The 21,983-nt window shown below is 72.8% G+C and carries 23 protein-coding genes; 13 read left to right on the forward strand and 10 right to left on the reverse strand.

All coding sequences use genetic code 11. The annotated features are described in order from the left end of the window. Positions 1-15 precede the first annotated feature (15 nt). Genes ABTX60_RS26765 through ABTX60_RS26780 form a run of 4 tightly spaced genes read left to right on the forward strand, consistent with a single transcriptional unit; the run spans position 16 to position 3,705 of the window. Positions 16-1,299, forward strand: coding sequence for an ABC transporter substrate-binding protein (locus ABTX60_RS26765; protein ID WP_352099553.1), 1,284 nt, complete (start codon positions 16-18; stop codon positions 1,297-1,299). Next, positions 1,296-2,234, forward strand: coding sequence for a carbohydrate ABC transporter permease (locus tag ABTX60_RS26770; RefSeq protein ID WP_352099554.1), 939 nt, complete (start codon positions 1,296-1,298; stop codon positions 2,232-2,234). The genes ABTX60_RS26765 and ABTX60_RS26770 overlap by 4 nt, the downstream gene beginning before the upstream one ends. Then, positions 2,231-3,091: a carbohydrate ABC transporter permease gene (locus tag ABTX60_RS26775; RefSeq protein ID WP_352099555.1), complete on the forward strand. Its 861-nt coding sequence runs from the start codon at positions 2,231-2,233 to the stop codon at positions 3,089-3,091. The genes ABTX60_RS26770 and ABTX60_RS26775 overlap by 4 nt, the downstream gene beginning before the upstream one ends. A 5-nt stretch (positions 3,092-3,096) precedes the next feature. Then, positions 3,097-3,705 carry a hypothetical protein gene (locus ABTX60_RS26780; RefSeq protein WP_352099556.1) on the forward strand — a complete coding sequence of 203 codons (609 nt, stop codon included), beginning with the start codon at positions 3,097-3,099 and terminating at the stop codon, positions 3,703-3,705. Positions 3,706-3,985: 280 nt separating this feature from the next. Here the strand turns inward: ABTX60_RS26780 and ABTX60_RS26785 are convergent, their stop codons facing one another. Beyond that, positions 3,986-4,687: a phosphatase PAP2 family protein gene (locus ABTX60_RS26785; protein WP_352099557.1), complete on the reverse strand. Its 702-nt coding sequence runs from the start codon at positions 4,685-4,687 to the stop codon at positions 3,986-3,988. A gap of 135 nt (positions 4,688-4,822) precedes the next feature. Between ABTX60_RS26785 and ABTX60_RS26790 the strand changes: the two genes are divergently transcribed. Then, positions 4,823-5,479 carry a class I SAM-dependent methyltransferase gene (locus ABTX60_RS26790; RefSeq protein ID WP_352099558.1) on the forward strand — a complete coding sequence of 219 codons (657 nt, stop codon included), beginning with the start codon at positions 4,823-4,825 and terminating at the stop codon, positions 5,477-5,479. Between the two features lie 12 nt (positions 5,480-5,491). On the opposite strand, the gene ABTX60_RS26795 is transcribed toward ABTX60_RS26790, so the two are convergent. Both ABTX60_RS26795 and ABTX60_RS26800 read right to left on the reverse strand, forming a co-directional pair. Next, positions 5,492-7,738: a heavy metal translocating P-type ATPase gene (locus ABTX60_RS26795; RefSeq protein WP_352099559.1), complete on the reverse strand. Its 2,247-nt coding sequence runs from the start codon at positions 7,736-7,738 to the stop codon at positions 5,492-5,494. Positions 7,739-7,741: 3 nt separating this feature from the next. Next, complete coding sequence (locus tag ABTX60_RS26800) at positions 7,742-7,954, reverse strand: heavy-metal-associated domain-containing protein (protein WP_352099560.1); 213 nt, start codon at positions 7,952-7,954, stop codon at positions 7,742-7,744. A gap of 199 nt (positions 7,955-8,153) precedes the next feature. On the opposite strand from ABTX60_RS26800, the gene ABTX60_RS26805 reads away from it, so the two are divergent. Continuing rightward, positions 8,154-9,113 (forward strand): DUF8832 domain-containing protein, encoded by a 960-nt coding sequence (locus tag ABTX60_RS26805; RefSeq protein ID WP_352099561.1) that lies wholly within the window; start codon positions 8,154-8,156, stop codon positions 9,111-9,113. 3 nt (positions 9,114-9,116) lie between these two features. On the opposite strand, the gene ABTX60_RS26810 is transcribed toward ABTX60_RS26805, so the two are convergent. Together ABTX60_RS26810 and ABTX60_RS26815 are read right to left on the reverse strand one after the other, a co-directional pair. Beyond that, a complete protein-coding gene (locus ABTX60_RS26810) occupies positions 9,117-10,943 on the reverse strand; it encodes a glycoside hydrolase family 15 protein (protein WP_352099562.1) in 1,827 nt (608 codons plus the stop codon). A 266-nt stretch (positions 10,944-11,209) separates the two neighbouring features. Further along, the gene (locus tag ABTX60_RS26815) at positions 11,210-11,989 is read right to left on the reverse strand and encodes a DeoR/GlpR family DNA-binding transcription regulator (RefSeq protein ID WP_352099563.1); all 780 of its coding nucleotides are present in this window, start codon (positions 11,987-11,989) and stop codon (positions 11,210-11,212) included. Between the two features lie 135 nt (positions 11,990-12,124). Between ABTX60_RS26815 and ABTX60_RS26820 the strand changes: the two genes are divergently transcribed. Together ABTX60_RS26820 and ABTX60_RS26825 are read left to right on the forward strand one after the other, a co-directional pair. Beyond that, positions 12,125-13,006 (forward strand): SIS domain-containing protein, encoded by an 882-nt coding sequence (locus ABTX60_RS26820; RefSeq protein WP_352099564.1) that lies wholly within the window; start codon positions 12,125-12,127, stop codon positions 13,004-13,006. A gap of 114 nt (positions 13,007-13,120) precedes the next feature. Beyond that, positions 13,121-13,981: a class II fructose-bisphosphate aldolase gene (locus ABTX60_RS26825; protein ID WP_352099565.1), complete on the forward strand. Its 861-nt coding sequence runs from the start codon at positions 13,121-13,123 to the stop codon at positions 13,979-13,981. Here ABTX60_RS26825 and ABTX60_RS26830 read toward each other — a convergent pair. Beyond that, a complete protein-coding gene (locus tag ABTX60_RS26830) occupies positions 13,971-15,101 on the reverse strand; it encodes a methyltransferase (protein WP_352099603.1) in 1,131 nt (376 codons plus the stop codon). The two genes, ABTX60_RS26825 and ABTX60_RS26830, sit on opposite strands and share 11 nt — an antisense overlap. 68 nt (positions 15,102-15,169) lie before the next feature. Between ABTX60_RS26830 and ABTX60_RS26835 the strand changes: the two genes are divergently transcribed. The 4 genes from ABTX60_RS26835 (at position 15,170) to ABTX60_RS26850 (ending at position 18,617) form a co-directional block, all read left to right on the forward strand. After that, the gene (locus ABTX60_RS26835; protein WP_352099566.1) at positions 15,170-15,904 is read left to right on the forward strand and encodes an alpha-ketoglutarate-dependent dioxygenase AlkB family protein; all 735 of its coding nucleotides are present in this window, start codon (positions 15,170-15,172) and stop codon (positions 15,902-15,904) included. Next, complete coding sequence (locus ABTX60_RS26840) at positions 15,901-17,148, forward strand: ROK family protein (RefSeq protein WP_352099567.1); 1,248 nt, start codon at positions 15,901-15,903, stop codon at positions 17,146-17,148. Before ABTX60_RS26835 ends, ABTX60_RS26840 begins: the two co-directional genes overlap by 4 nt. Before the next feature lie 143 nt (positions 17,149-17,291). Beyond that, complete coding sequence (locus tag ABTX60_RS26845) at positions 17,292-18,182, forward strand: NAD(P)-dependent oxidoreductase (RefSeq protein ID WP_352099568.1); 891 nt, start codon at positions 17,292-17,294, stop codon at positions 18,180-18,182. Positions 18,183-18,194: 12 nt separating this feature from the next. Then, complete coding sequence (locus ABTX60_RS26850) at positions 18,195-18,617, forward strand: PPOX class F420-dependent oxidoreductase (protein ID WP_352099569.1); 423 nt, start codon at positions 18,195-18,197, stop codon at positions 18,615-18,617. A 6-nt stretch (positions 18,618-18,623) separates the two neighbouring features. Here ABTX60_RS26850 and ABTX60_RS26855 read toward each other — a convergent pair whose 3' ends face one another. The 3 genes from ABTX60_RS26855 to ABTX60_RS26865 are packed head-to-tail and all read right to left on the reverse strand — an operon-like array spanning position 18,624 to position 20,714. Next, entirely contained in the window at positions 18,624-19,553 is a 930-nt protein-coding gene (locus ABTX60_RS26855) for a phosphotriesterase family protein (protein WP_352099570.1), read from the reverse strand. Beyond that, complete coding sequence (locus tag ABTX60_RS26860; protein ID WP_352099571.1) at positions 19,547-20,125, reverse strand: DUF4865 family protein; 579 nt, start codon at positions 20,123-20,125, stop codon at positions 19,547-19,549. Before ABTX60_RS26860 ends, ABTX60_RS26855 begins: the two co-directional genes overlap by 7 nt. Before the next feature lie 10 nt (positions 20,126-20,135). After that, complete coding sequence (locus tag ABTX60_RS26865) at positions 20,136-20,714, reverse strand: TetR/AcrR family transcriptional regulator (RefSeq protein ID WP_352099572.1); 579 nt, start codon at positions 20,712-20,714, stop codon at positions 20,136-20,138. A gap of 164 nt (positions 20,715-20,878) precedes the next feature. Between ABTX60_RS26865 and ABTX60_RS26870 the strand changes: the two genes are divergently transcribed. Continuing rightward, complete coding sequence (locus ABTX60_RS26870) at positions 20,879-21,163, forward strand: SHOCT domain-containing protein (RefSeq protein ID WP_352099573.1); 285 nt, start codon at positions 20,879-20,881, stop codon at positions 21,161-21,163. Positions 21,164-21,326: 163 nt separating this feature from the next. Here ABTX60_RS26870 and ABTX60_RS26875 read toward each other — a convergent pair whose 3' ends face one another. Further along, positions 21,327-21,869: an ATP-binding protein gene (locus ABTX60_RS26875; protein WP_352099574.1), complete on the reverse strand. Its 543-nt coding sequence runs from the start codon at positions 21,867-21,869 to the stop codon at positions 21,327-21,329. Between the last annotated feature and the right edge of the window lie 114 nt (positions 21,870-21,983).

A 21,983-nucleotide genomic window follows, 5' to 3' on the forward strand; every position in this document is an offset into this window, starting at 1 on the left:
AGGAGTGACCTCGGCATGCCCGGACACAGGACAAAGGGGTTCTGCGCGTCGGCCGCCGCACTGGCACTGTGTGCCGTGCTGGCGGGCTGCGGAGGATCCGGGGAGTCCGCGGGCGGCGGCAAGGTCGTGCTGCGCTACACGTGGTGGGGCAACCCCGACCGCGCGGAACGCACCGAGCAGGCCGTCGCGCTGTTCGAGAAACAGCACCCGGACATCGACGTGGCGACGTCGTTCTCCGGCTACGACGCCTACAAGCAGAAGCTCGCCACCCAGGCCGCCGGCGGTGACGCCCCGGACGTGATGCAGCTCGACTACCGCCAGATCGACCAGTACGCCTCCGGCGGGGTCCTGCTCGACCTGGCGAAACAGAAGTCCGTCCTGCGCACTTCCGAGATCGACCCGGGTCTGCTCGCCACCGGCCGCGTCGACGACGTCCAGTACGCGATCCCGCAGGGCCGCGGCACCGAGACCGTCGCCTACGACATCCGGACGTGGAAGAAGTCGGGCGTCCCCCTGCCCGGCGCGAGCTGGACCTGGAGCGAGTGGGCCGACACCATGCGGGCCCTCGCGAAGAAGACCGGCAAGTCCGGGGCGACCGACCCCGGCCAGAGCGAGGACGCCTTCGAGGTGTGGCTGCGCGGCCGGGGCAAGTCCCTCTACACCGAGGGCGGCCGACTGGGCTTCACCGCCGGCGACCTCGCACGCTGGTGGACCTTCACCGACCGGCTGCGCCGCGAGGGCGCCGTCTCGCCCGCCGAGCAGACCACCCAGCTCGACGGCTCCGTCGAGAACACCCCGCTGGGGCGCGGCACGTCGGTCACCGACGCCAACTGGGACGCCCCGGCCAGCGGCTTCGCCGCTCTCGTCAAGGGCGGCGTCGCTCTCGCCCCGATGCCCTCCGGTGAGGACGGCACACCCGGCCAGTACTTCAAGCCGTCCATGTTCGTGGGCGTCTCGGCCGACACCGGCCACCCCGAGGAGGCCGCGCGGCTCGTCGACTTCCTGATCAACGACCGGCAGGCCGCGAAGATCCTCGGCGCGAGCCGCGGCATCCCCGTCAACGAGACGATCCGCGACGAGTTCGGCCCGCAGCTCAAGGACTTCGACAAGACCATCGCCGACTTCCAGGCATCCCTGGAGGGCAGGCTCAAGGATCCGCCCCAGGCGCCGCCCTCGGGCGACAACGCCCTGCAGAGCACCTTCCAGCGCGACTACGACCAGGTGTCCTACGCGCGCATGTCGCCCCGCGAGGCGGCCGAGAACTACGTCACCGAGGCGAAGGCGGAGCTGAGGTCATGACCACCACCGCGATCCCCGCGGAGTCGAGGCACGCCCCCGCCGCCGCACCGAAGCGCCGCCCCCAGCGCGAACGCGAGGGTGCGGCCTGGGTGTTCCTCTCGCCCTGGGTGCTCGGCGCGATCGTCCTGACGCTGCTGCCGATGGCCGTGTCGCTGTACCTGTCGTTCACCGATTACGACCTGTTCACCCCGCCGCGGTGGGTGGGCCTGCGCAACTACGTGCAGATGTTCACCGAGGACCCCCGTTACTGGCGTTCGGTCGCGACGACCCTGACGTATGTCGTCATCGCCGTGCCCCTGCAACTCGCCCTCGCCCTCGCCGTCGCCCTCGCCCTGAAGGGCATGAAGCGCGGCAAGGGCTTCTACCGCTCCGCGTTCTACGCCCCGTCCCTGCTCGGCGCGTCGATGTCCATCGCGCTCGTGTGGCGGGCCGTCTTCAACGACGGCGGCACCGTGGACCACCTGCTGGGCACCGGCGGCTGGGTCAACAAGCCCGGCTGGGCGCTGCTGGCCGTGGCCCTGCTGACGGTGTGGCAGTTCGGCGCGCCGATGGTCATCTTCCTCGCCGGGCTCCAGCAGATTCCCGCGGAGCTGTACGAGGCGGCGGCTGTGGACGGGGCGAGCAAGTGGCGGCAGTTCCTGTCCGTCACCGTGCCGATGCTGTCCCCGGTGCTCTTCTTCAACCTGGTCCTGCAGACCATCCAGGCGTTCCAGGTGTTCACACCCGCCTTCGCGGTCAGCGCCGGCAAGGGCGGACCGGCCGACTCGACGCTCGTCTACACCATGTACCTCTACGACCGCGGCTTCGTCGCCTCCCACATGGGCTACGCCTCCGCCATGGCCTGGGTGCTGCTCCTCGTGATCGGCGTCGTCACGGCGGTGCTGTTCCGCACCTCACGCTCCTGGGTCTTCTACGCCTCCGAGGGGGACCGGTGACCTCAACCGCCGTTGCGCGCAAGTCCGTTCGATGGGGCCGCGTCGCCCTGCACGCGGGCTGCCTGGCCGCCCTGCTGGTCATGCTGTACCCCCTGGCCTGGCTGCTGGCCACCTCGCTCAAACCCGCCGACGAGGTCATAGCCAGCCTCGACCTGCTGCCCAGCCACCTGGAGTGGTCGAACTACGCGACCGCCCTCGACGGCGTCAACGACGTCTCCATCTGGCGGCTGCTCGGCAACTCCCTGCTGATCGCGGGCGGCGCGGTCCTCGGCAACATCATCAGCTGCTCGCTCGCCGCCTACGCCTTCGCACGGCTGAGGTTCCGCTTCCGCGGGCCGCTGTTCGCCTTCATGATCGCCACCATCATGCTCCCGCACCACGCGGTGCTGATCCCGCAGTACATCATCTTCAACCAGCTCGGCATGGTGAACACCTACTGGCCGCTGATCCTGCCGAAGTTCCTGGCCACCGAGGCGTTCTTCGTCTTCCTCATCGTGCAGTTCATGCGCAGCCTGCCGCGCGAGCTGGAGGAGGCGGCCCGGATCGACGGCTGCGGGCCCTTCCGCAGCTTCTTCCAGGTCGTGCTGCCGCTCACCCGGCCGGCCCTGATCACCACCGCCATCTTCACCTTCATCTGGACCTGGAACGATTTCTTCACCCAGCTCATCTACCTCTTCGACCCGGAGAAGTTCACCCTCACGCTCGCGCTGCGCTCCTTCGTGGACGCCTCCAGCACCTCCGCGTTCGGCCCGATGTTCGCCCTGTCGGTGATCGCGCTGCTGCCGATCGTGCTGTTCTTCCTCGCCTTCCAGCGGTTCCTGGTGGAGGGCATGGCGAGCTCCGGACTGAAGGGCTGAGCGACATGGCCGCGAGGGACACGGGTGAGGTGTTCGGCCCGCGCATGACGCTGTTCGCCGACGTGCTGAGCGTCGGCCTGGCCACGGCAGCGGCCTGCCTGCCCCTGGTCACGGTCCCGGCCGCGCTGTCGACGGCGTGCGCCGTGCTGCGGGGGGCTGGACTGGATCAACCCGTCACGGCGGGGCGGTACTTCGCCCTGCTGCGGCGGCGGTTGCGCGCCGGCGACCTGGCGGTGGGAGCCGTCGCCCTGGCGGGTCTGCTGGTGGTCGCCGCCGACCTGGCACTGGCCCGGGCCGGGCTGCCGGGAGCGCCGCTGTTCGCGGTGGCGGCCGGGGTGATCGGCACGGGCGCGGTGGTGGTCGGGCTGCGGGCCTGCGGGCGCCCCGAGTCGCTGACCGACTGGCGGGCCGCGGTGCGCGGGGCCGGCCGGGACGCCGTGGCGGACATGGGGGGCAGTGGCCTGGTCCTGCTCGCCGTGGCGACGGCAGTGCTGTGCGCCTGGATGCTGCTGCCGCTCGCCTTTCTCGCTCCCGGGCCACTGGCGTTGGCGCTCACGGCCGTCGACGTACGCCGGTCCACGACAGCACGGCCCGGACGTACTGTCGGGCCGTGATGGCGCTCGGCTGACGGCGTCAGGACGGGACGCCGGGTGCGGGGTTCGGACGCCGCCCCGCCCGGCCGGGCCTGTGGCACACGCGTGCGCGGCCGAGGGAGGACAACCGTCTGCTCCAGCCGCCCGCCGCCGGACAGAGACAGGAGGCCCGTCGCAGCCGCAGCCGCGTACGCGCGGCGCGGCTCGGGACCGAGTCGTGCCCGCCGTCCGGCTCCGCCGCGCACGCCCACCGCGATCAGCTGTGCACATCGCCACGAGGCGCGGCCCCGTAGCGCCCGGCTCAGCCGCGTACAAACCCGCCGACGCGGATCCGCGGCCACGAACGGGCCGCCGTGAGAAGGGCGTGGGCCCTCGCCGACGGGGTGGCCGCTGCTGCCGCCAGGGCCGCCGCCGCGCTCGCGATGCCGAGCACCGCACCCGCCGCCACGTCGCCCGGATAGTGCACGCCGGTGTGGACACGGGAGTAGCCGACGGCGCTCGCCAGCGCGCCGAGCGGTACCGCCGCGGGCGGCAGGACCACGCCGACGGCGGTGGCGAAGGCGACTGCCGACGCCGTGTGCCCGGACGGGAACGAGGCGGAGGTCGGCATCTTGACGTGCCGGTCCACCGTCACCCGGGCCGCCTCCCGGTCCGGCCGAGCCCGGCGCACCAGGCGCTTGCCGAGCAGGTTGGCGGAGGCCGAGGCCACCGCGATCGCGCCGACGCCGGCGAAAGCGGCCTTGCGCGGTCGCTTCCCCGCCAGTGCCAGGGCGGCGGCGATGGTGAACGAGATCTTCGAGTGGTCGGCCGCGTGCGACAGGTGGCGCAGCGTCCGGTCCAGGGTTGGCGTGGGGGTGGCGGCCACCGCCGCGTACAGGGCGCCGTCCACGGCCCTGAGATCGGCGAACACGGCGCTCAGGAGCCGACCGGGCCGACTCACGAAGTCCCGGGTGTGCTGAAGCGGACGGGGGGCGTCCGCGTCTGTGGTCGTCGGATCGGTCATGTGCTTCTCCCCGCAGTGGCCTTCCCAGCAAGGTACCGGCTCACGCCCGGCGCACGCTCGGCGCCCTTGCGAGCCGGTACCTCCCGAGTGCCCAGACGGCGGACGACCACCCCGGTGAGCCGGAATACTGAGCACATGACTCTGCTGCCCCGCCGGGCCTTGCGCGCCCTGGAGCGTTTTCACGCCGACCGGCCCTGGGACCACAACGCCCACTTCCACCGCTGGATCCTGCGGCAGCTTCCCGAGCGGGTGGGCAGTGCCCTGGACGTGGGATGCGGCAGCGGCGACCTGGCCCGTTTGCTGACCGGCCGGTCCGCCCGGGTGTACGGCATCGACTCCGACCCGGCGATCACGGCCCGGGCGCGGGAGCTGACTCCGGTGGCGGCACCGGTGACGTACACGACGGCCGACGCGACGACCGGCCTCGGTGACCGGTCGTACGACGTCATCACCTGCGTCGCCGTCGTCCACCATCTGCCGTTCACCCGGGCCCTCGAGACGTTCCGTGACCGTCTGGCCCCCGGCGGCACCCTGGTGATCGTCGGTGTGGCCCGTGAGCGGACGCCCGTCGACCACCTGCTCGGCATCGCGTCGGTCCCGCTCAACATCGTCATGGCGTTGCTGAAGAACGGGGGCCGTACGGCGCCGCGCCCGGTCTCGATGACGGCCCGCGCCCGTCCGGCGGACCTGACCTTCACCGAGATCGTGCGCGAGGCCCGGGCCGTCCTCCCCGGGGTGCGCCTGCGGCGCCGGCTGTTCTGGCGCTACACGCTGGTGTGGCGCCGCCGTTGATCCGCCGGCACCTCAGGCGGCGGTTCGGAAGGTGCGCAGCCGCAGCGAGTTGCCGACCACGAAGACCGACGAGAAGGCCATCGCCGCCCCGGCGATCATCGGGGTGAGCAGGCCGGAGGCGGCCAGGGGCAGGGCCGCCACGTTGTAGGCGAAGGCCCAGAAGAGGTTCGAGCGGATGGTGCCGAGCGTGCGGCGGGCGAGCCGGATGGCGTCCGCCGCGGCCCGCAGATCGCCCCGGACCAGGGTCAGGTCCCCGGCCTCGATGGCGGCGTCCGTGCCGGTGCCCATGGCCAGACCGAGATCGGCCTGGGCGAGGGCCGCCGCGTCGTTGACACCGTCACCGACCATCGCCACCGTCCGGCCCTCGGCCTGGAGCCGCTTGACCACGTCGACCTTGTCCTGCGGGAGCACCTCGGCGAAGACCTCCTCGACGCCCACCTCGCGGGCCACGGACCGGGCCACCGCCTCGTTGTCGCCGGTCAGCAGGATCGGCGTCAGACCGAGCGCCCGCAGCCGGCCGACCGCTTCGGCGCTCGTGCCCTTCACCGCGTCGGCCACCTCCAGCACCGCACGGGCCTCGCCGTCCCACGCGACCGCGATGGCCGTGCGCCCGGCGTCCTCGGCCGTCGCCCTGGCGCGGGCCAGGGCGACGGGAAGCTCCATCGCCCAGTCGGCCAGCAGCCGCTCCCGTCCTACGAGCACCGCGTGGCCCTCGACCACGCCCTGCACACCGAGCCCGGGCATGTTCGCGAAGCCCTCGGGCGTGGACAGCGAGCCCAGCTTCTCCAGCGCCCCGTCGGCGACGGCCCGGGCGATCGGGTGTTCGGAGGAGTGCTCCAACGCCCCGGCCAGCCGCAGCACTTCGGCCTCGTCCGCGCCCTCGGCGGTGTGCACGGCCAGCAGCGTCATACGGCCGGTCGTGACCGTGCCGGTCTTGTCGAGGACGACCGTGTCGACCCGGCGCGTGGACTCCAGGACCTCCGGGCCCTTGATGAGGATGCCGAGCTGGGCGCCCCGCCCGGTGCCCACCATCAGCGCGGTCGGCGTGGCCAGACCCAGGGCGCACGGGCAGGCGATGACGAGGACGGCGACCGCCGCGGTGAAGGCGGCCGTCAGCCCGGCGCCGCTGCCCAGCCAGAAGCCCAGCGTGCCGAGCGCGAGGGCGATCACCACCGGCACGAACACGGCCGAGATCCGGTCCGCGAGCCGCTGCGCGGCGGCCTTGCCGTTCTGCGCGTCCTCCACCAGCCGGGCCATCCGGGCCAACTGCGTGTCGGCACCCACCCGCGTCGCACGGACGACGAGCCGCCCGCCGACGTTGATCGTGGCGCCGGTGACCGGGTCGCCCGCGCCCACCTCCACGGGGACGGACTCGCCGGTGAGCATCGAGGCGTCCACGGCGGAGGAACCCTCCTCGACCGTGCCGTCCGTCGCGATCTTCTCGCCGGGCCGGACCAGGAAGCGGTCCCCGGCCTTCAACTCCGCTACGGGAAGGGTTGTTTCGCGGCCGCCGTCGCGCAGCACCGTGACGTCCTTCGCGCCGAGCTCCAGCAACGCCCGCAGCGCCGCGCCCGCCTTGCGCTTGGCGCGGGCCTCGAAGTACCGCCCGGCCAGGATGAAGGCGGTCACGCCCGCCGCGGCCTCCAGGTAGATGTTCCCGGCGCCGTCCGTGCGCTCGATGGTCAGCTCGAACGGGTGCGTCATGCCCGGCGTGCCCGCGGTGCCGAGGAACAGCGCCCACAGCGACCACAGGAACGCGGCCGAGGTGCCCACCGAGATCAGGGTGTCCATGGTGGCCGCGCCGTGCCGCGCGTTGGTGAACGCCGCCTTGTGGAAGGGCCACGCCGCGTACGTCACGACGGGCGCGGCCAGGGTGAGCGACAGCCACTGCCAGTACTCGAACTGCAGCGCCGGGATCATCGCCATGGCGACGACGGGGACCGCGAGCACCACGGCCGTGATCAACCGCTCGCGCAGCGGCCGCAGGTCGTCGGCCTCCACTCCCGGGTCCTGCTCGACGGGGGGAGACGGCTCCTGCGCGGTGTACCCGGTCGCTTCGACGGTGGCGATGAGGTCGCCGACGGAGATTTCGCCGGTGTAGCTGACCTTGGCCTTCTCCGTCGCGTAGTTGACGGTGGCGGTGACGCCGTCCATGCGGTTGAGCTTCTTCTCGATGCGCGCCGCGCAGGAGGCGCAGGTCATGCCGCCGATGGCGAGCTCCACCTCGGCGTCGGTGCCGGCCGTCGTACCGGTGCTCATGGCTCAGACCCTCCCGGTCAGCTCGTAGCCGGCCTCGTCGACGACCTCCGCGATCGCGGCGTCGTCGGGCTCGGCGGCACTGGTGACGGTGACATGGCCGGCGTCGAGGTCGACCTCGACGCCGCGGACGCCGTGCAGCTCGCCGATGACCTTCGTGAGCGTGGCCTTGCAGTGGCCGCAGGACATTCCGGAGACGGCGTAGGTGGTGGCGGGCATCGGGTGCCTCCTTCGGGCGATTCAACATATGCGGTCAATAGGGGGCGGGGGTATCTCCTCGCCGACTTCAGGTATACCCCCACGGGGTATACGATGCAAGCGTGAGAGCGACTTGACTGCATACCCCCCAGGGGTATTGTGAACTGCGTGGAGGCCTCGCAACGAGCGGGAGGCCCGGTATCTGAAGGAGTCGACGGCCATGAACACCGGACTGAGGATCACCACGTTCGCCGCAGCCCTGGCGGCGACCTTCGGCGCGGCTTACGGCGTCGGGCAGGGCGTCGGCCCCGTCGTCGCCGTGAGCCCGCCGAAGCACGGGGACGAACACGCCCGGTCCACCGCGGAGCAGACGGAGGGCGGCGGCCACGCCGGACACGACACGCCCCCGGCAGGCGGACTGCAGATCTCCGAAGGCGGCTACACGCTCGACCTGGAAACCCCCCGCGTCACCGCGGGCGAGCGGGCCGACCTGCGCTTCACCGTCCGGGACGCCGCCGGTCGCGCGCTCACCGCCTACCAGCGCGAGCACGACAAGGAACTGCACCTCATCGTGGCCTCACGCGACCTGGTCACCTATCGCCACCTGCACCCCACCCGCGCCGCCGACGGCACCTGGAGCACCCCCGCGGACCTGCCCCGCGCGGGCGGCTACCGCGTCTTCGCCGATTTCACCCCCGCCGAGAAGGACGCCGGGAACCTCACCCTCGGCGCGGACCTCGCCGCCTCCGGCCCGTACCGGGCCCGGCAGCTGCCGCCCGCGAACGCCACGGCCCGGATCGACGGCTACGACGTGAAGCTGGACGGCACCCTGCGCCCGGGTGCGGCGAGCGAGCTCAAACTGAAGGTCTCCCGCGACGGCCGGCCCGTCACCGACCTCGAGCCCTACCTCGGAGCGTACGGCCACCTGGTCGCCCTGCGCTCCGGCGACCTCGCCTACCTGCACGTCCACCCGAACGGCGAACCCGGCGACGGCACGACCAGGCCCGGCCCGGACATCTCCTTCACGGCCACGGCGCCCAGCTCCGGCTCCTACCGCCTGTTCCTCGACTTCAAGCACCGGGGAAAGGTCCACACGGCGGCCTTCACCGTCCACGCCGGGGGAGCGCCGGCCGTCCCCGATACCCCCGAGGAGCATGCGGAGGACGGCCACGGCCACTGAGTGTCAGCCGAGCGCCCGGTCCAGGTTGAAGGCCGCGCTGATCAGCGCGAGGTGCGTGAACGCCTGCGGGAAGTTGCCCTGCTGCTCCCCGGTGTGGCTGATCTCCTCGGCGTACAGGCCGAGGTGGTTGGCGTACGTCAGCATCTTCTCGAAGGCCAGCCGTGCCTCGTCGATCCGGCCGGCGTGCACCATCGCCTCGACATACCAGAACGAGCAGATGGAGAACGTGCCCTCGTCGCCGCGCAGCCCGTCGGGGCTGGAGCGGGGGTCGTAGCGGTAGACCAGCGAGTCCGACACCAGCTCCTCGGTGAGCACGTCCAGCGTCGACAGCCACTTCGGATCGGTGGGGGCGATGAACTTCGTCAGCGGCATCATCAGCACGGCCGCGTCCAGTACGTCGCCGTCCTCGTGCTGGACGAAGGCCTTGCGCTCCTCGGACCAGCCCCTGCTCATGATCCGCCGGTAGATCGTGTCGCGGCACTCCCGCCAGCGCGGCAGGTCGGCGGGCAGGCCGCGCCGGTTGGCCATCCGGATGGCCCGCTCGATCGCCACCCAGCACATCAGCCGCGAGTACAGGAAGTTCCTGCGCCCGCCCCGCGTCTCCCAGATGCCCTCGTCCGGCTGGTCCCAGTGCGCGCACACCCAGTCCACCAGCGCGCACACGTCGTCCCAGTGGCCGCTGGAGATGGGCTTGGCCCACTTGTCGTAGAGGTAGACCGAGTCGATCAGCGCGCCGTAGATGTCGAGCTGGAGCTGGTCGGCCGCCGCGTTGCCGACCCGTACCGGCGCCGAGCCGTGGTGCCCCTTCAGATGGTCCAGGGTGCGCTCGGGCAGCTCGGTGCGGCCGTCGATGCCGTACATGATCTGCAACGGGCCGGAGACCTTGCCGTCGCCCGGGCTGATGTGCCGGGTCACGAAGTCCATGAAGGCCTCGGCCTCTTCGGTGAAGCCCAGCCGCAGCAGGGCGTAGACGCAGAACGCCGCGTCGCGCACCCACACGTACCGGTAGTCCCAGTTGCGCTCGCCGCCCAGCTCCTCGGGCAGGCTCGTCGTCGGCGCGGCCACGATCGCCCCGGTCGGCGCGTAGGTGAGCAGCTTCAGCGTCAGGGCCGAGCGGTGCACCATCTCCCGCCAGCGGCCCTTGTACCGGGACGCCGACAGCCAGCGCCGCCAGTACGCCACCGTCGCCTCGAACTGCTCCTCCGCCTCCGTGCGCGCACACCGGCGGGGCGCCACATCGCCGCCGACCTTGTCCAGCGCGAACACCGCCGTCTCGCCCTCGGAGAGCTTGAAGTCGCCCCGCACGTCCGGCCCGTCCGCCTCCAGCGGCACGGTGGCGGTGAGGGCGAGCGCCAGCCCCTCGGTCTCGAACACCGCGGTGTCGCCCTCCAGCCGTACGGTGTGCGGCGCGGAGCCGTAGTCGAACCGGGGCGCCACCCGCGTACGGAATGGGAGGGAGCCGCGGACGCACACTACCCGCCGGATCAGCCGGTGCCGCTCGGTCTCGGCCGGACCGCCGCCGAGCGGCATGAAGTCCTGCACCTCGCCGACCCCGTCCTCGGTGAAGAACCGGGTGATCAGCACGTTGGTGTCGGGGAAGTAGAACTGCTTGGTCCGGGCCGGCACCGACGCCGCCAGTTCGAAACAGCCACCACGCTCGGCGTCCAGGATCGAGGCGAACACACTCGGCGCGTCGAAGGCCGTGCAGCAGTACCAGTCGATCGTGCCGTCGGTCCCCACCAGGGCCACACTGCGCAGATCACCGATCAGCCCGTGCTCCGCGATCGGCACGTACCGCCGACCGCCCCGGTCCTGTGCCGCTCCGCCCATGACAGCCTCCCTGCCCGGTAGGCGCCTCAGCCCAAGCCTAGGGCCTGGCGTTTGGATCAGCCCGCAGACGCGGGGCCTGGCACGCGCATCTGCCGCGTTGTCGTCGGTTGCCGACGCTCCGCGTCGACGCCCTCCTCCGCCTTGCAGCTGCACGCACCAGGCCCCGCTCACCGGCATAGACAAGAACCGCCGATGTCCTGCGGCCTGATCCAAACGACAGACCCTAGAGCCGCCGCCGACGGACCGCCCCTGTCGGAGAGCCGCCGTCAGACCGCGACGACCCGCAGCCCGGCCTCCTCGAAGCGCCGCACCGTCTCCGCGTCGGCCGCCGTGTCCGTGACCAGCGTGTCCACCGCCTCGGCCGCGCAGATCCGGGCGAACGCGCGCTGCCCGAGCTTGCTGGAGTCGGCGGCGACCACCACCCGCTCCGCCCGCTCGCACAGCAGCCGGTTGATCGCCGCCTCGGCCTCGTCGTGTGCCGCCGCACCGTGCGTGACGTCGAAGGCGACGACACCGAGCACCGCCACGTCGACGGTGATCTGCCCGAGCACCCCGTCCGCGAGCGGCCCGACCAGCTCGTAGGACTGGGCCCGCGCCACCCCGCCGGTCAGCACGATCTTGAACTGGGGCCGCACCGCCAGCTCGTTCGCGATGTTCAGCGCGTTCGTCACCACGGTCAGGGCGGGCGCCCCGGACACCAGGTCCCCGCGCACGGCCAGCGCCCGGGCCACCTCGGTCGTGGTGGTCCCCCCGGTCAGCCCGACCGCCTCGCCCGGCGCCACCAGCTCCGCCACCGCCTTGGCGATGCGCTGCTTCTCCGAGGCGTGGCGGGCCGTCTTGTAGCGCAGCGGCAGCTCATAGGACACGCCGTGCACGACCGCGCCGCCCCGGGTGCGCACCAGCATCTGCTGCTCGGCGAGCCCGTCGAGGTCACGGCGGATCGTCGCCGCCGAGACCCCGAGCTCCGCCGCCGCGTCCTCGACGTCCAGCCGGCCGCGCTCCACGAGCAGTGCCAGCAGCGCCTTCCAGCGGGCGTCGCGCGACATCCGCACCTCCACGTCTCGATCTCCGGCGACCCTAACGCACCCGATCCTGCCCGGATGCTTGATGATGCTCGAAAGGTGGCTATATCTTGCAGGAACAATCAGATGGGCGGCGACTCGGGAAGCGGAGAGTGCGGGATGACGCATGTCGAGGACGAACTGGGGAGCCAACCCGAGTGCTGGGAACGCGCGGCGTCGGAAGCGCCCCGGTTCCTCAAGGCGCTGCCGGCCCCGGGGGAGCGGGTCGCGATCGTCGGCTGCGGCACCTCGTACTTCATGGCGCAGGCCGCCGCGGCCCTGCGCGAGGGCGCGGGCCAGGGCGAGACCGACGCCTTCGCCGCCTCGGAGTTCCCCCACGGCCGCCGCTACGACCGGGTCGTCGCCCTCACCCGCTCCGGCACCACGACGGAAGTCCTGGACCTGCTGGCCCGGTTGAGGGGCGGCACGCGCACCACCGCGATCACCGCCGACCCGGACACGCCCGTGATGACGGCCGCCGACGACCTCGCCGTCCTGGACTTCGCGGACGAACGCTCCGTCGTGCAGACACGGTTCGCGACCACGGCCCTGACCCTGCTCCGCGCCCACCTCGGCCTGCACCCCGGCACCGCCGTCACCGACGCGCGCACCGCCCTGGCCGAACCACTGCCCGAAGGGCTGGTGGCATGCGGGCAGTTCACCTTCCTGGGGCGCGGCTGGACCGTCGGCCTGGCCAACGAGGCCGGACTGAAGATGCGCGAGGCCGCGCTGGCCTGGGCGGAGGCCTACCCGGCGATGGAGTACCGGCACGGCCCCGTCAGCGTCAGCACCACGGGCACGGCGACCTGGATGTTCGGGGACGCGCCGGACGGACTCGCCGAACAGGTGCGCGGCACCGGCGCGTCGTGGATCGCCGGGCACCTCGACCCGCTCGCCGAACTGGTCCGCGCCCAGCGCCTCGCGGTCACCGTCGCCGCGTCCCGCGGACTGGACCCCGACCGTCCGCGCCACCTCACGCGCTCGGTGATCCTCGCGCCCTGACCCAGGACGGGTCGTCCGGACCACGCCGCGGGCGCGTGGCCCGGCACGCGTATCGACGACAGGCGTAGCCGACGCCCCGCGACCTGACCCGGACAACAGGCTCCAGGAGACCCCGTGCCCTTCACCACCACCGGCGACCTCGTCACCCGCGCCGCGACGGCCGGCTCCGCCGTCGCCTCCTTCAACGTCATCACACTGGAGCACGTCGAGGCCGTCATCGCGGGCGCCGAGTCGGTCCGCGCCCCCGTCGTCCTGCAGGTCAGCGAGAACGCGGTGAAGTTCCGCGGCGGACAACTGCTCCCGCTCGCCCGCGCCGCCGTCGCCGCGGCCGAACACGCCCCCGTGCCGATCGCGTTGCACCTCGACCACGTACAGAGCGACGCCCTGCTGCACCAGGCCGCGGACGCCGGTTTCAGCTCGGTGATGTACGACGCGGCCCGGCTGCCCTACGCGGAGAACCTCGCGGCGACCCGGTCGGCGGTCGCCTGGGCGCACGCCCAAGGGCTCTGGATCGAAGCCGAGTTGGGCCAGATCGGCGGCAAGAACGGCAGACCGCCGCTGGACGCGCACGCACCCGGCGCCCGCACCGACCCCGACGAGGCACGGGCGTTCGTCGCCGACTCCGGGGTGGACGCCCTGGCCGTCGCCATCGGCAGTTCCCACGCCATGACCACCCGCAGCGCCGCCCTCGATCACGCCCTGCTGAAACGCCTGTCGGCCGCACTGGACGTCCCGCTCGTCCTGCACGGCTCCTCCGGTGTCCCGGACGACGAACTCACGGCGGCCGTCGCGGGTGGCATCACCAAGGTCAACATCGGCACGGCCCTGAACATCGCGCTGACCGGAGCGATCCGGGAGTTCCTCACCGACCGGCCCGAGGCGGTCGATCCGCGCAGCTACCTGACGCTCGCGCGGGAGGCGATGACACGGGCGGTGGCGAGGACCCTGAAAACCCTCGGCACCGCTACCGCTTGACGGCCTTCAGCACCACGAACTTCGGGTCGCTCGCCACGAGCCGGCTGTTGCCGAACAGCTTGCGCAGCTTGACGTGGTAGCCCAGGTGCCGGTTGCCGACCACCCACAGCTCCCCGCCCGGCCGCAACGCGCGCCGCGCCCCCGTGAACATCCGCCAGGCCGTGGCGTCCGTCGTCGCCTGGTGGGAGTGGAACGGCGGGTTGTTCAGGACCAGATCGACACTGCCGGACGGCACACCCGCCAGCCCGTCCCCGACCCGGAACTCGGCCTGCCCCGGCACGCCGTTCGCCTTGTACGTCGCCTCCGCGGAGGCGACGGCCTGGAACGACTCGTCCACGAACAGCACCTCGGCCCCCGGGTCGGCCAGCGCCACCGACGTACCCACCACGCCGTTGCCGCATCCCAGGTCCACCACCCGGCCGCCCCGCCCCTCGGGCAGATGACGGAGGAAGAACCGCGTCCCGATGTCGAGCCGGTCGGCGCAGAACACCCCGGCGTGGTTGACGACGGTGCCCTGCGCGGCGGGACCGATGCCGTCCGGCAGCGTGTAGACGTAAGGCCACGGGTTGGCGGGCCGCTCCAGCGCGGGGTCCGGCGTGCAGAAGATCAGCCGGGCCTTCTTCTCGGCGAGGGAGGTGCGGGTCGGGCCGAGGATCCGCTCGAACAACCGCAGCGTCGAGGTGTGGATCTCCTTCACCATGCCCGCGCCGACCACGACCGTCCCCGCGTGCACCGCCGGAGCGAGCCGCAGCAGCTGGTCCTCCAGCAGCGCCAGGCTCTTCGGCACCCGCACCAGCAGCACGTCGATCCGGCCGGGCGGCGGATCCTGCGTGGTGAGCAGCCGCACCGTGCCCGGCTCCACCCCGGCCCGCGCGAGGTTGGCGCGGGTCGCCTCCTGCGCGAGGAAGGAGTCCGTGACCTGCACCGGCCGGTGCGCCGCGAGCGCCGTGACCAGCGCACCCCAGCGGTCCCCGAGCACCACGACCGAGCCGTCCAGCGGCACCCGCTCCGTGGCCAGATGCCTCAGCAAGTACTCGTCCGAGGCGTCCCAGGCGCGCAGCCGGTCGCTCGGGTCCTCGGGGAAACGGGTCAGCGCCGGCTCGCCCCACGGCGTCGTCATACGGTCGTCCATCGTGCGACCAGGCTAGCCGAGCCGCAGCTCAGGGCTTGTCGGGCACCATGGAAGGCATGGACGCCGAGCTGTTCCCCAGGGCCCGGACGCAGGTCGCGCCCGGTGCCGTGCACCTGCCCGGCTGGCTGGACGCGGAACGCCAGTCGGCGCTGCTCGACGCCTGCCGCGACTGGGCCAGGCCACCCGCCGGGCTGCGCACCGTCCGCACCCCCGGCGGCGGCACCATGACCGCCCGGCAGGTCTGCCTCGGCTGGCACTGGTACCCGTACACCTACGCCCGCACGGTCGCCGACGGGGACGGCGCCCAGGTAGAGCCTTTCCCGGCGTGGCTCGGCGAACTGGGCCGCCGGGCGGTGCGCGACACCCTCGGCGGGCCCGACCCGGACTACGACATCGCGCTGATCAACTTCTACGACGCCGACGCCCGGATGGGCATGCACCGCGACAGCGACGAGAAGTCGGACGCCCCGGTGGTGTCGCTCAGCCTCGGCGACACCTGCGTCTTCCGCTTCGGCAACACTGCGACGCGCACCCGGCCCTACACCGACGTCGAGCTGCGCAGCGGCGACCTGTTCGTCTTCGGCGGCCCCTCCCGCCTCGCCTACCACGGGGTGCCCCGCGTCCACCCGGGGACGGCACCGCTGGGGCTGGGGCTGACCGGACGGCTCAACATCACACTCCGGGTCAGCGGCCTCCGGCATCCCGCGGACGACGGCCCCGGCCGCACCGCGAGGCCCGGCGGGCACGCTCGGCCACCAGCCCGGCGGATCATGGGAGACTCGCCCTCATGAGCGGGAAGGCGGACCCCCGGCACGCGGGGAACGGGACCACTTCGAGGGCGCGGCTCGACCGGGGACGCGGAGCACTCGGACCCGCGCTGGAGCTCGTCCACACCGGACGCGCCCCGACCCGGGCCGTGCTCACCGCCGAACTCGGGGTGACGCGGGCGACCGCCGGCGCGGTCGCCGTCGAGCTGGAGGCACTCGGGCTGATCCGGGTCGACGCCCGGCCCGGCGCGGCGGCCGGCTCCCAGGGCAGGCCCTCCCACAGACTGGCCGTCGCCGACGACGGCCCCGTCGCACTGGCCGCGCAGGTGCACGCCGACGGGTTCCGGGCGGCGCTGGTCGGACTGGGCGGCCGGATCGTCGCCACTGCGCCCGGCTGCGAGGTCGTCGACGCCGACCCGGCCAAGGTGCTGGCCTCGGTCGTCACGGCCGGTGCCGAACTGCTGCGCACGACGGGGCTGCGGTGTGTGGGCGCGGGCCTCGCCGTCCCCTCCGCCGTCGCCGAACCCGAGGGACTGGCGCTGAACCCGCTCCACCTGGCCTGGCCCGCGGGCGCGCCCGTGCGGGACATCTTCGCCGAGCAGGTGCGCGCGGCCGGCATCGACGGACCCGCGTTCGCCGCGAACGACGTCAACCTCGCCGCGCTCGCCGAGCACCGGCACGGCGCCGGCCGAGGCGCCCGCGACCTGCTGTGCGTGGCCACCGGCCACCGCGGGGTCGGCGGCGCGCTGGTCCTCGACGGCCGCCTGCACCGGGGGAGTTCGGGCCTCGCCCTGGAGGTCGGGCACCTCACCGTGCACCCCGAGGGCCGCCCCTGCCACTGCGGCAGCCGCGGCTGCCTCGACGTGGAGACCGACCCGCTGGCCTTCCTCACGGAGGCCGGACGCGAACCGGGCCCCGAAGTGTCCCTGCTCCAGCAGTCCATCGACCTGATCCGCCATCACTACGACGACCCGGGCGTCCGCACCGCCACCGAGACCCTCATCGACCGCCTCGGCCTCGGCCTCGCCGGCCTGGTCAACATCCTCAACCCGGACCGGATCATCCTCGGCGGTCTGCACCAGACCCTCCTCGACGCCGACCCCGGCCGGCTGCGCGCGGTCGTGGCCGACCGGAGTTTGTGGGGCCAGAGCGGCGGTGTCCCCATCCTGCCCTGCACCCTCGCCCACAACAGCCTGGTCGGTGCGGCAGAACTGGCCTGGCAGCCGGTCCTGGACGATCCGCTGGGTGCGCTGGCCGCGCAGGCGTGACAGCTCGCCGGGCGCGAGAGCGCGAGAGTGACCCCACCGGTATCAGGCTTGTCCGCGCCGCTTCCGGGAACGCGCGCCGCTGAGCGGGCAGGCTGATCCGCAGAGCAGTCCGCCCGCACCGCACCACCGAGGAAGTTGACGCAATGACCGACACACTCACCGTGAGCGTCCTGGGCACCGGCATCATGGGCGCAGCGATGGCCCGCAATCTCGCCCGGGCCGGACACACCGTCCGCGCCTGGAACCGCACCCGGTCCAAGGCCGAGCCGCTGGCCGACGAGGGCGTCGAGATCGCCGACAGCCCCGCGCAGGCCGTCCAGGGCACCGTCGTCGTCCTGACCATGCTCCACGACGGCCCCGCCGCCCTGGACACCCTGCGTGCGGCCGCCCCCGCCCTGCGCCCCGGCACCGTCTGGGTGCAGTCGACCACCGCGGGCATCGAGGACGTCGCCGAGCTGGCCGCCTTCGCCCGCGAACACGGCCTGGTCTTCTACGACGCCCCCGTCCTGGGCACCCGCCAGCCCGCCGAGGCCGGGAAGCTGACGGTGCTCGCCGCCGGCCCCACCGAGGGGCGCGAGAAGGTGACACCCGTCTTCGACGCCGTCGGCGCCCGGACCGTGTGGAGCGGCGAGGACGGGGCGCTGGGCGGTGCCACCCGGCTGAAGCTGGTGGCCAACAGCTGGGTCCTGGCCGTCACGGCCGCCGCCGGCGAGGCCCTCGCCCTGTCCAAGGCCCTCGGCGTCGACCCGCACGGCTTCTTCGACCTCGTCGTCGGCGGCCCCCTCGACATGGGCTATCTGCGCGCCAAGTCCGAACTCGTCCTCGAAGACCGGCTCACGCCGCCCCAGTTCGCGGTGAACACCGCCGCCAAGGACGCCCGGCTGATCGTTGAGGCCGGCGCGCACAACGGTGTCCGCCTGGACGTGGCCGAGGCGACCGCGGCCCGTATGGAGCGCGCCGCCGCCCAGGGCCACGCCGACGAGGACATGGTCGCGGCCTACTTCGCAAGCTTCGACGAGAAGACCGGCTCCTAGGAGGTTCCTCCCATGTCCAAGCCGCCGCTGCCGCCCGAGGCCGAGGCCCTGCTGAGCAAGCCCAACCCGTGCGTCATGGCCACGCTGCGCTCCGACGGCGCCCCCGTCTCCACCGCCACCTGGTACGCGTGGAAGGACGGCCGTGTGCTGATCAACCTCGACGAGGGCCGGGTACGCCTCAAGCACCTGCGCCGCGACCCGCGCGTCACCCTCACCGTCCTCGCCGGGGACGACTGGTACACCCATGTCACCCTCATCGGCCGCGTCACCGAGACGTACGCCGACGAGGACCTGGGGGACATCGACCTCCTCGCCCGGCACTACACCGGCAAGCCCTACCCGGACCGTGTCCGCCCCCGGGTCAGTGCGTGGATCGAGGTCGACCGCTGGCACGGCTGGGGCTCGATGAAGGACAGCGACCAGGCCGGCGGCTGAGGCCGGTCACCGCACCGGTCGGCGCCACTCGGTCCCGAACGCCCGGCCCGGATTCTCCGTGAGGATGCGCCCCACCAGCTCCTCGCCCACGGCGTGCACGAGCCGGGGCCGCACCCGGCGCAGCAGGTACGGCATGCCGGGGCCGCCGTCCACCGAGCGGGCGGCGGCCGTCGTGGTGTCCGCGCCCAGCAGCAGCCGGTCGCCGAACCCGGCGTCCGCGAGGGCCCGTACGGCGTCCGGCATCCGCCAGTCGGTGGCGTGGTGGGCGAGCGACGGCCCGTCGAAGGCCAGATAGCAGCCGAACTCCGCGGCCTGCCGGTGCACCACCAGGTCGGGGGAGCGGTTGAGGTGCCCGAGCACCACCCGGTGCGGCGGGACCCCCAACCGCCCGCACAGCAGGTCCAGTACGTCCAGTGCGCCGGTCCCCATCTCCAGGTGCACGGTGATCGTCGCGCCCGTGGCGTGATGCGCCTCGGCCGCCGCCGTCATGGTCCAGCGGGCGTGCGCGTCCAGTGCGTGGAAGCCTCCCGCGACCTTGACGAGCCCCGCCCGCACCCCCGATGTCCCGATGCCCGCGGTGAGTTCGGAGACGAAGACCTCGGCGAGCCGGCTCCGCAGTCCGGCGAGCGTGTCCTCGTCGTAGTGCACGGCCTGGTGCAGACCGGTCGCCGCGACCACGTGCACACCGGTCTCCCGGGACAGCGGCGGCAGATCGGCGACCCGCCGCCCGAGCCCGTACGGCGTCCACTGCACGACGGCCCCGCCGCCCTGCTCCCGGAACGCCGCCAGCTCCGCCCGCGCCGCCGCCACGCTGCGCAGCTCCTGGCCGGGCAGCCGGGGACTGCCGAAGAACAGATGGTCGTGGGCGTCGCACACCCCCAGGTCCGCCGGGGGCACGTCCCCCAGCACCGTTCGGACGGCGACGGCGTTCACCACCGGCGTCCCCGGGGCAGGCGGTCCCGGCCCGGCGCGGACAGGTGCAGCACCTCGAAGACATCGCCGTCGGCCTCGGGCGCATCCTGCTCCCAGAGGGAGAAGTGCACCAGCTCCCAGCGGCTGGTGTCGACGGCCGCGGCGGCGAACAGAGCACCGTCCCGCGCCGCCAACCGCCCGACCTCGCCCACCGCGTCCGCCACGGCATCGGCCAACGGCCTCTCGTCCGGCACCGGTTGACGCCGCCGCACCGCGAACCGCGCGTGCGAACCGTCTCCTTCCTCGTACGCGAGTCCCGTCCACTGCCGCGCCGACGGCCGCCCGAAGTCGTCACTGACGCCCTGGAACCCTCCGCCCCACAGGAAGGCGTTCATGCCGTCGACGGTGTTCCAGAGGTAGAAGGGCGCGTACTGGTTGACCGGCGAACCGCGCAGCCCGCGCTCGCGCACCAGGTAGGCCTTGAGGCCGAGCCCGTCCCAGTCGTCGAGCAGATGTCCCCGGCGGGCGACGCGGTCGCGGATGATGCCCATGTCGTAACTCGCGGGCAGGGTGAGCTCGTACTGCATGGCGTGCATGGAAGTCTCCTCAGGCGGACCGGGGTGCCAGCAGGGAGAGCAGTCCCCGGACCCCCGCGTCGAAGCCGGCGGGGGAGCCGGACGCGCGGGCGAGGACGTAACCGCCCTGGACGGTCGCGACGACCGCCGCCGCGATCTCCCCGGCGTCGAGGCCCGGCGCGAACTGGCCCTGGGTCTTTCCCTCTTCGACGATCCCGGCGATCCGCCCGCGCAGCCAGTCGAGGGTCTCGTCGACCGGCGCCCGCAGTTCGGCGCTCGCGATCACGTCCGGGTCCATCGTCAGCCGGCCGACCGGGCAGCCCCGCAGCACGTCCCGCTCGCGCCGCAGATAGGCCGCGATCCGCTCGTACGGCGTGCCCGGACCGTCGAGAACTCTCGCGGCGGTGGCGCGCATCTCCTCCGCGGTCCGCCGGATCGCGGCCAGGGCGAGATCGGGCTTGCCCTTGAAGTGGTGGTACATGCTGCCCTGTCCGGCGTCCGCGCGCTCCAGGATCGCCTTGGGGCTGGTGCCCACGTAACCGCGCTCCCACAGCAGCTCACGGGTGGACTCGATCAGCCGTTCCGGGGTGCTCATGCTCTCACTGTACATACCAGTAGTTACAGAAGTCGAGGGGGCACGGAGCACTCGGAGCCCGCCCGCCTGCTCCCCGCGGGGTACACGCGGTGCCGCCGGCCGTACGACGACCTGGGCCCCTTTGCCGGGCGACGCTCGAAAGCGACACGCGACACGATGCGATCGAGGAGTGGGACGACATGCAGACCCTGGCGAACTTCGGTGACGGTGGCGGGCCCGGTCCGTGGATCCTGTTCTTCCCGGTGATCTGGGCGCTGGTGATCGGCGGCGGCATCGCGCTGCTGCGCCGCACCGTGTGGCACGGACGCCGCGGCGGCCCGGGGCGGCGCCCCACCGTCGGGCACGACTCGCCCATCGCCGTGCTCGGACGCCGCTTCGCCTCCGGCGAGATCGACGAGGACGAGTACTGGCGCCGACTGTCGGTGCTGAACGAGGAGTTCGGCCACACGTCAGGTGCGGCTTGATCACGCGCGACCGACACCGCGCCGGGCCGTGGCCGGTCCGGCGCGCGGCACGCCCGGACGTGCGGTGTGCCGTCGCTTCGGGGTGGCAGTGGCGCACACCCTGGGAGCACACCCGACGGCGTACGCCCCCGGCGCACCAAGGGGGACGGTGGTCACCGCCCGGTCAGCCGGCAACGGCGGACCGGGCGGGAGCATGGTCGGGCCTGAGCCCGTCGGTCGACGCCCCGACCTCGGCGAACCGGCGCTCGGGCTTCTCTGGCACCGTGCGCCGCGTGCGGAGCGACGGCGCCGTCATCACGGGGGCGGACGTCGGCAGGGTGAACCACACGACCTTGCCGGACTCGCCGTCCGGCCGGACGCCCCAGCTCTCGCTCATGGCGGCGACCATGGCGAGTCCGCGCCCGCAGGTCGCCATCGGTGCGATGTCCTGAGGGTCCTCCACCACGGGCATACGGGGATCGCCGTCGCGCACGGAGACCATGAGCCGGTCGAGCAGCAGCTCTATCTCCACGGTGCACGTCTTGTCGGGCTGGGCATGCCGGTGGACGTTGGACAACAGTTCCGTCACGCCGAGTGAGGCCCGGTCGATCAGGGGATCCAGATGCCAGTAGCGCAATTGCGCAGATACGATTCTGCGGACCTGGCCGATCCGCGACGGCAGGGCTTGGAGCTCCACCGTGCAGTGCCTGCTTGGGTAGCTGATCACGGCTGCGACTCCCCGACGTGAGGTCCGGAAGAACACGGGATTCGGATCCAGCAGGGCGCCTGCGTGACACTGCCGCCTGCTGTCGTGGCCGGCGGGCTGGTTCGCAGCGTTATC

The organism is Streptomyces sp. NPDC126510 (assembly GCF_040302345.1).
Lineage (GTDB): Bacteria > Actinomycetota > Actinomycetes > Streptomycetales > Streptomycetaceae > Streptomyces.

Coding starts and splice junctions, on each gene's coding strand:
- ABTX60_RS26765 (WP_352099553.1), top strand. CDS start 16: ATGCCCGGACACAGGACAAAGGGGTTCTGCGCGTCGGCCGCCGCACTG.
- ABTX60_RS26770 (WP_352099554.1), top strand. CDS start 1,296: ATGACCACCACCGCGATCCCCGCGGAGTCGAGGCACGCCCCCGCCGCC.
- ABTX60_RS26780 (WP_352099556.1), top strand. CDS start 3,097: ATGGCCGCGAGGGACACGGGTGAGGTGTTCGGCCCGCGCATGACGCTG.
- ABTX60_RS26785 (WP_352099557.1), bottom strand. CDS start 4,687: ATGACCGATCCGACGACCACAGACGCGGACGCCCCCCGTCCGCTTCAG.
- ABTX60_RS26790 (WP_352099558.1), top strand. CDS start 4,823: ATGACTCTGCTGCCCCGCCGGGCCTTGCGCGCCCTGGAGCGTTTTCAC.
- ABTX60_RS26795 (WP_352099559.1), bottom strand. CDS start 7,738: ATGAGCACCGGTACGACGGCCGGCACCGACGCCGAGGTGGAGCTCGCC.
- ABTX60_RS26800 (WP_352099560.1), bottom strand. CDS start 7,954: ATGCCCGCCACCACCTACGCCGTCTCCGGAATGTCCTGCGGCCACTGC.
- ABTX60_RS26805 (WP_352099561.1), top strand. CDS start 8,154: ATGAACACCGGACTGAGGATCACCACGTTCGCCGCAGCCCTGGCGGCG.
- ABTX60_RS26810 (WP_352099562.1), bottom strand. CDS start 10,943: ATGGGCGGAGCGGCACAGGACCGGGGCGGTCGGCGGTACGTGCCGATC.
- ABTX60_RS26815 (WP_352099563.1), bottom strand. CDS start 11,989: ATGTCGCGCGACGCCCGCTGGAAGGCGCTGCTGGCACTGCTCGTGGAG.
- ABTX60_RS26820 (WP_352099564.1), top strand. CDS start 12,125: ATGACGCATGTCGAGGACGAACTGGGGAGCCAACCCGAGTGCTGGGAA.
- ABTX60_RS26830 (WP_352099603.1), bottom strand. CDS start 15,101: ATGACGACGCCGTGGGGCGAGCCGGCGCTGACCCGTTTCCCCGAGGAC.
- ABTX60_RS26835 (WP_352099566.1), top strand. CDS start 15,170: ATGGACGCCGAGCTGTTCCCCAGGGCCCGGACGCAGGTCGCGCCCGGT.
- ABTX60_RS26840 (WP_352099567.1), top strand. CDS start 15,901: ATGAGCGGGAAGGCGGACCCCCGGCACGCGGGGAACGGGACCACTTCG.
- ABTX60_RS26845 (WP_352099568.1), top strand. CDS start 17,292: ATGACCGACACACTCACCGTGAGCGTCCTGGGCACCGGCATCATGGGC.
- ABTX60_RS26850 (WP_352099569.1), top strand. CDS start 18,195: ATGTCCAAGCCGCCGCTGCCGCCCGAGGCCGAGGCCCTGCTGAGCAAG.
- ABTX60_RS26860 (WP_352099571.1), bottom strand. CDS start 20,125: ATGCACGCCATGCAGTACGAGCTCACCCTGCCCGCGAGTTACGACATG.
- ABTX60_RS26865 (WP_352099572.1), bottom strand. CDS start 20,714: ATGTACAGTGAGAGCATGAGCACCCCGGAACGGCTGATCGAGTCCACC.
- ABTX60_RS26870 (WP_352099573.1), top strand. CDS start 20,879: ATGCAGACCCTGGCGAACTTCGGTGACGGTGGCGGGCCCGGTCCGTGG.